Annotated in this window: 5 protein-coding genes; 3 read left to right on the top strand and 2 right to left on the bottom strand. The window is 37.9% G+C overall.

Translation table 11 applies throughout. The annotated features are described in order from the left end of the window. The first annotated feature begins 1,088 nt into the window (after positions 1-1,088). On the top strand, positions 1,089-1,583 hold the full coding sequence (locus tag ACM0OY_RS38935; RefSeq protein WP_414574057.1) for a hypothetical protein: 495 nt from the start codon (positions 1,089-1,091) through the stop codon (positions 1,581-1,583). A 221-nt stretch (positions 1,584-1,804) separates the two neighbouring features. Then, on the top strand, positions 1,805-2,464 hold the full coding sequence (locus ACM0OY_RS38930; protein WP_414574056.1) for a pentapeptide repeat-containing protein: 660 nt from the start codon (positions 1,805-1,807) through the stop codon (positions 2,462-2,464). A gap of 38 nt (positions 2,465-2,502) precedes the next feature. On the opposite strand, the gene ACM0OY_RS38925 is transcribed toward ACM0OY_RS38930, so the two are convergent. Next, complete coding sequence (locus tag ACM0OY_RS38925; protein ID WP_414574055.1) at positions 2,503-3,177, bottom strand: response regulator transcription factor; 675 nt, start codon at positions 3,175-3,177, stop codon at positions 2,503-2,505. An 817-nt stretch (positions 3,178-3,994) separates the two neighbouring features. On the opposite strand from ACM0OY_RS38925, the gene ACM0OY_RS38920 reads away from it, so the two are divergent. Then, complete coding sequence (locus ACM0OY_RS38920; protein WP_414574054.1) at positions 3,995-4,498, top strand: DUF2808 domain-containing protein; 504 nt, start codon at positions 3,995-3,997, stop codon at positions 4,496-4,498. Positions 4,499-4,880: 382 nt separating this feature from the next. Here the strand turns inward: ACM0OY_RS38920 and ACM0OY_RS38915 are convergent, their stop codons facing one another. Beyond that, positions 4,881-6,299, bottom strand: a complete 1,419-nt coding sequence (locus tag ACM0OY_RS38915) for a sensor histidine kinase (RefSeq protein WP_414574053.1) — start codon at positions 6,297-6,299, stop codon at positions 4,881-4,883. Positions 6,300-6,738 lie beyond the last annotated feature (439 nt).

Below are 6,738 nucleotides of genomic sequence, written 5' to 3'. Positions count from 1 at the left end.
CTTTTCCCCAAATCCAATGCCGAGTTAAAAATGCACAAAGCGAGCAGTATTGAGTTCCTAGTCCTTAGTCACCAGTCCCCACTCAGAAAAAAGCCCGGAACCTTTGAGAAGTTCCGGGCGCGTTGTGGTTTATCGGCATAACGCTATCTACCCGGAACTGACTCTGGGCCAAAAGTAAAAGCCGTAAAACCAACTATCGAAATAAGTCGTCACAATGAAATTCTCCTTAAAAAACAAAAACCGCAGAGTTCGCTCTGCGGTTCACCGGGCGGTTTCCATATGGAAACTTCATTCACTCCCGGTGAACCACCCTAAACCAAAAATAAAAGTAAGAATTTGTGTTAAACATTTGCGAGGGGCTTTAGCTGGAAAATTTAACTCAAACTAGATAGAAGTATGTATAGTAACATTAACAGGAAGGGTTAGTGGTGTCAAGACCCCCACAACTGCTAAAAAAGCGATAGACTCAGTACAACTGGGGGAATCAAGACTATAACGTTTCTCCACGAGATGCTAGACGCAGCTTGCTTTGTGTAGAGGAGTTCGCAAAATTCACTCATCACGCTCTGTCCTGATGCCTACGGCAAGTCGCCTTTTGCGCGTCTAGGCTGGAAACTGACACATCTTACCTTAAACAAGTTTCAGATTTATCTCCAAATTCAAGATGCTTAAATTCTAAGCTTTGTTACCCTCAATTTGTCAAAATTTCTGCCGTGAAGTTCTCGTTGCTTGTTTGCTTGGAAGAAGAAAGCGGCTTGTAATTAGACATTCTTATTGTTATATAACTTTACAAATATTGGCATGGCATAACTGAATAGATAGTGTAAATAGTCAAAAATCAATGGGGATAATTTAAAAGTTCAGATGAATAAATACAGTCAATTTCAAGGAATTAGAGAAAACTTACGGCAACGGCATAGTCCTTCAAAAATTCCGAAAGCTAGGATTCCAAAATCAAAACATCTAATTTTCCTGACTTCTGTTTTTACCTTGCGAAAGCTGATTACAGACAATTGAAAAATGCCACACATCATTCTTACCCAAGTCCTTATTCAGCAGATCAACTTTTTAGAATCAACAGTTTCATTATGCCCAGTCCTAAAATCTTAGCCAAATCTTTTGACTATCATGGAGTTTACCCCTGCCCAGTCTGTCGGATAGGTAAGATTTCTCACATGCCATTGATGGAAGCTATGGCTTGTGACTTTTGCCAAGAGATTTTTACACTGAACCTAGAACTACAGCAAATCAAGATGCCTTCTAGGCAACCACCCTTGGTTTGGCGTTGGAATGGGTTTAGTTGGACAGAAGCCCAGTTAGAAGGTGTGGAATTAGGGTGGGGTTATGGGCTAGCTGCTGTTGCTTTTGTAGTTCTTCCTACTACTCTCATTGGCATAGTAGCTTATTATTTTCCTGCTAATATCAACGAGCCGATTACCTGGATGCCATATATTTGGACAATATTAACTTTTTTGTCACATTTATCAATTATTGTTTGGATTTTTATTGAAGTTTATCAAATTCCAGTTGGAGCATATTTAAGAGCGATCGCTCGATGGAGAAATGGGGAGATGGGGAGATGAGGGGCAGGGGAGGCAGGGGAGGCAGGGGAGGCAGGGGGAGAATAACTCTTAACTTCTGTATAGACGCGATTAATCGCGTCTCTACTCTTAACGGGCTAAACGCCCCGCTTTTGCTAACAGCAATCCCTACTCCCCAGTCCCCAGTCCCCAAATAATAAAAGATGCAGCCGATAGACCGCTGTATCACTCATAATTAAGTTGATTGTCCACCAAAATGGCGTATGAGCGATCTGGAGCGGTACTATAGAATTTTGGAATTAGAGCCTGGGGCAACGCTTGAGGAAGTGAACCAGGCTTATAAAGATTTAGTTTTTGTTTGGCATCCTGATCGCATTCCTAAGGAAAATCTCCGCTTACAGCAGAAGGCACAGGACAAGCTCAAAGCGATAAATGAAGCTCGTGAAAAATTGCGCTCTCTAAAAACCAAACATCAAAGCACACATAAGTCATCGCCATCCGCATCGCCGTTTCACTACGAAACACCATCTCAAACAAGCCAGCCACCATCAACGCACAATCCAGATTTGAGTGGTAAAGACTATAGTCGAGCAAATTTGAGCAATAAAGACTTATCTGGCAGAAATCTCAGTTATGCCAACTTGAGCGGTGCTAACCTCAGCGATACTTTTATGCACAAAGTTAACCTCAGAGGGGCGAATTTATCTGAAGCTAATTTGTTTCGAGCAAACCTACTTTTAGCGGATCTCAGAGAGGCAAATTTACGTGCTGCTAATTTAATTGGTGCGGATCTTAGTGGAGCCGATTTGCGCGGAGCCGATTTAACCGGAGCGCGGATTCGCTCTGGTGAGCGGCTTCTGGTTAAACTAATTGGTGCTAACCTAGCTGGGGCAATTATGCCTGATGGTGCCATTCATCAGTAAAACAGCACAATTGAGAAGTAAACAGGGTTTTGATAAAATTACTCGCGCAGTGCGTAACCTACGCCACGGACTGTGTGAATTAGGCGTTTTTCTTTATTTTCTTCTAATTTCAGGCGCAGATAACGAATATAGACTTCAATAATGTTGGAATCACCCATGAAGTCGTAACCCCAGACTTTTTCCAGAATTTGGTCTCTAGTAAATACCTGACGGGGATGTGAAAGCAAATATTCTAATAAATCAAACTCTTTTGCTGTTAACTCAATGCTTCTTTTTGTGCGAAACACTTGACGAGTGCGGCGATTTAAGCTTAGGTCTTCAAACTGTAATAAGTCTTCATCGACTTCTTGAGTGCGGCGCAAATGAGCGCGGATTCTTGCTAGTAGTTCTTCTATGCTGAAGGGTTTGACTACATAATCATCGGCTCCTGCATCTAATCCTGCCACGCGATCGCTAACTTCATCTTTTGCTGTCAACAAAATTACTGGTACTGAGTTACTTGTAGCTCGCAAACGACGGCAAATTTCTACACCTGACAATCCTGGTAACATCCAATCCAGAACGGCTAAATCTGGCGAGGACTCCCGCGCCAAAGTCAATCCAGTAATGCCATCATGGGCTATGCTAACTTTGTATCCTTCACTACTGAGTTCTAATTCCACAAATCGCGCTAGTTTAACTTCATCTTCAACTAAAAGGATATGTGCTGTCATTTTATTACTCCTAAAATAGATAATTTCAAAATAAAAGTTGTAAGGTAACCTAACTGTGATTTAGTATCAAATTCGGATAATTACTTATTATCTTCAGAACTTTTTGTTAAGAATCTCTCAAGTTATAACTACGCTGTCAGCTTCTTTGCAGAGATGCATAAACCATACTCAAGGGTGTACGTGATTTGTTAGCTCAGTTGTTGGTAAACTGCTGTTGTTTTATTTGTTTTAACCGCGTTAATAACTCTTTCCAAGTCAAGGTTAATGCTTTAACTTTGCTGGTGTTTGATTAAAATTTAGTTGTTAAGAGTATAGTGCATAGTTAGCCGTCCATTGATTGATTAATTGACATAAATTAACTTTCTGCTAGGATTGCAGAAATAGATAATGAATTATTGACGTTGCTGATTGAAAGTATGAATTAGTCTCACACAAAGGCGAGGCAGCGCGTTGGGCGGCTCTGCCGACTTGAAGCGACTGCCGTCGCAAAGGCGCAAAGTTACAAAGAAAAAGGAAGTTAATTTTGGCATTTCATACTCTGATTCAGCAACGCCGAATTATTGATATGTAGTTCGCACTCTAATATGTATGAGTCTAAGAAAAATGAGTTTTTCCTGAATAGACTTATAATTTTTGCTTAAAAACCTGTAAGGCTTTATCTTGAAAGGTTTTTTGTGCCATCTCAAGGAAAATATTTTTCTAAGAAAATTAATCTTTAAATCTCAGAATACTTTAATTGATACATCAGTTAGAACTCATAGTGATGTAGCAATCTATTAATTACAAGTTTAGTTGACGCAAAAGCGAGGATTTGCTCATGAAAGGTTTTATTTTTGGTAGTTTATCTGCTCTAATACTCACTACATCTGCTGCGGCTATAGCTACACCTGTAAAGTATCAACAGTCAAATTATGATACACATACAGTATCTCAAATAGCATTGAATGTAAACGTTCCCCATATTACTAACTCTGGTGTCAGAAATGATACTCATTATATTAGAGTGGCAGTAGCGGGTATGTCTCTACAAGACTTAATGATTTCCTTACCAAGTCAGATGGAAAGCTTTAATAAAGTTCGGATTACAGACCAATCTGGTCAAGAAATTGCAGCTAAAACAGAGATTAACAAAGAACGTGTGTCAATCACCTTTGAGCAACCTGTAAATCCTGGTGCTTCTGTCGAAGTACAATTTATAGGCGTACAAAGAAGAATTCCATTTGAAAAAATCTTACTCTATGGAGTAACTGCGAAAAGAGTTGGATTAAACGGAGACATTCCAATTGGAACAGCTAGAATTGATATTGCGGATAAAGGTTAGAATTGAGAATTCAGGAGTCAGAGGTAAAATATAGTTTATTTATATCTGGTTCTTGATTTGAAAATAAATTGCTTCTTAACTTAAACGCTCTTGTATAGGACTCATATTTGATTTGGAGAAATACACGTAGGGTGCGTTAGCCTGAGGGTACGGCACCAGTTAACGATTTAGGTGCGTTAGGCTACGCCATAACACACCCTACAAATACTTAGATTTTTTCATAAATTAAATCGGACTCCTATATATTGAAAAGTGCGGACTTTGCTCAGAAAAGTCCGCACTTAAAGCTAACTGAGGAAAGTATGATTTTTCCAAACTCTATTTCTTGATTGGTGGATTTTTTTAAATTTTAAATCCAGAATTCTGAATTCTGGCTAATTAATTATATTGGTAAAGTGATTGTAAAAATACTTCCTTCTCCTAATTTGGATTGTATACTCACATTACCACCCATACCTTCTACAAGTGTCTTGACGATTGATAAACCTAAACCAGAACCTCCAGTGGCATGAGAACGAGATTCATCTACGCGGTAAAATCTTTCAAAAATACGTGCTTGATGTTGTAAGGGAATGCCATAACCATTGTCACAAACTTGAATAATTACTTTGTCTGGAAGTCGATCTAACTTAAATGTTATAGGGGTATTAGCTTCAGAATATTTAACAGCATTATCAATCAAATTTAGTAATACTTGTTTGAGGCGACTGTAGTCTACTTTTACTTCAATTGGGTAAATTGTAGACTCGATATGAATTTGGCGATCGCTATATTTTTCTGCCATCATCACAATTTCTTCAACTAAATCATTTAAAACGTAAGATTTCATTTGAAAATGTAAGTAACCACTATCTGCTCGTGCTAAATCTAATAAGTCTTGTAGCAGGCGAATAGTACGTTCGGCTTCTGATGCAGCAGTTTCTAAAGCTTCTTGTTGGGTTTGGGTTAAGTTATTTTGTCGCCGCAAAACGCTTTGTAAGTAACCATGGACAATGGTCAAAGGTGTACGTAATTCATGAGAAACATTACTGACAAATTCTCTTTCTTGCTCCCATGATTGAGAAAGACGCGACAGCAACATGGTTAAAGTTTGAGCTAATTCTTTGACTTCGCTGGGTGCATTATCAAGATATAACTGTGCTTGTCCTAAATCTTCTGCGGAAATCACAGCAGCCATTTGATTTAGCTGACGGAGAGGTTGTAGTGAATGCTTGATATAAATGGCGATCGCAACTGTTAAAATAATAATTGCTAACACACTAATCATAGATAAACTCTGTACCATCCCCAAAAATATTGTCTGTTCTCGGGTAATATCTTTAACTACAAATAAGTTGCCCAGTAACTTACCTTGTACCTCTATAGAACCACCACAGAAAACAAAGTAGTTTTGATTAATTTTGTAAACTTGTGGTTTAATCGGCATTTTAGTTAAAGACATTAACTCAGATACCATAGAATTAGATAACAAAGTTAAAGTTTGAGATTGTGCCAAAATTTTATTTTCAGAATTTTTGACCCATAATAAAGTATTATTATTTGCCAAATTATTAATAGACTTTTGTAAACCAGTTTCAGGTTGCATCATTTCACTATAAATTTGCACATCTCGCGGCAAACGTTTAGCGATTTGTTCTATATTATGTTTATGATTATCAATTAAAATTTGCTGTGTTTTCCAACTATTCCATGTAGCGAGGCCGCCTAACACCAAAGCTGAAAAGCCACCAATACCAACTGTTAGGCGTAGCTGTAAAGAAAATGGATCTACATTTTGCAAAATTTTTTTAATTTGCTTCACGGCTTTAATATTTTGAACAAGGTAATAGAGATTAGGGAGTAGGGTGTATTACTTTTTCATTATTGGTTGTGAGATTTTATCGTGAATAGCTGATTTGAAATTACCTATGTTCTATGCCTAAACTCAAAAAAGTAGCTATTCCCAAAAAGTTGCTAATTTTTTCTTTGATTTTCCTGTCAATCCTGAAAGCCTCCCTAATACTAATTTATATCTAATCAATCTAAATTAAATTAATTTCATCTGAGAATTTGCTGAAAGTTTTTAATATAAACTGAACTTTGTCAAAAAACAGAACCCTAACTTCCTGAAGAAGTCACGTTTCGTAACCTTGCTATTTTCAAAAAAACATCACTTTCCAAAGAAGTTTTTATCGTAAATAAAAGAGTTTAAGACCCCTACCTCTACAGGTAGCCCCAGTTTCAGTCGGGGTTTAAATCCC

The sequence above is a fragment of the Nostoc sp. CCY 9925 genome, from assembly GCF_963920935.1.
In the GTDB taxonomy this organism is placed as follows: domain Bacteria; phylum Cyanobacteriota; class Cyanobacteriia; order Cyanobacteriales; family Nostocaceae; genus Nostoc.
The sequence above is the reverse complement of the archived record's forward strand: the minus strand, read 5'-3'. Positions and strand labels throughout refer to the sequence as shown.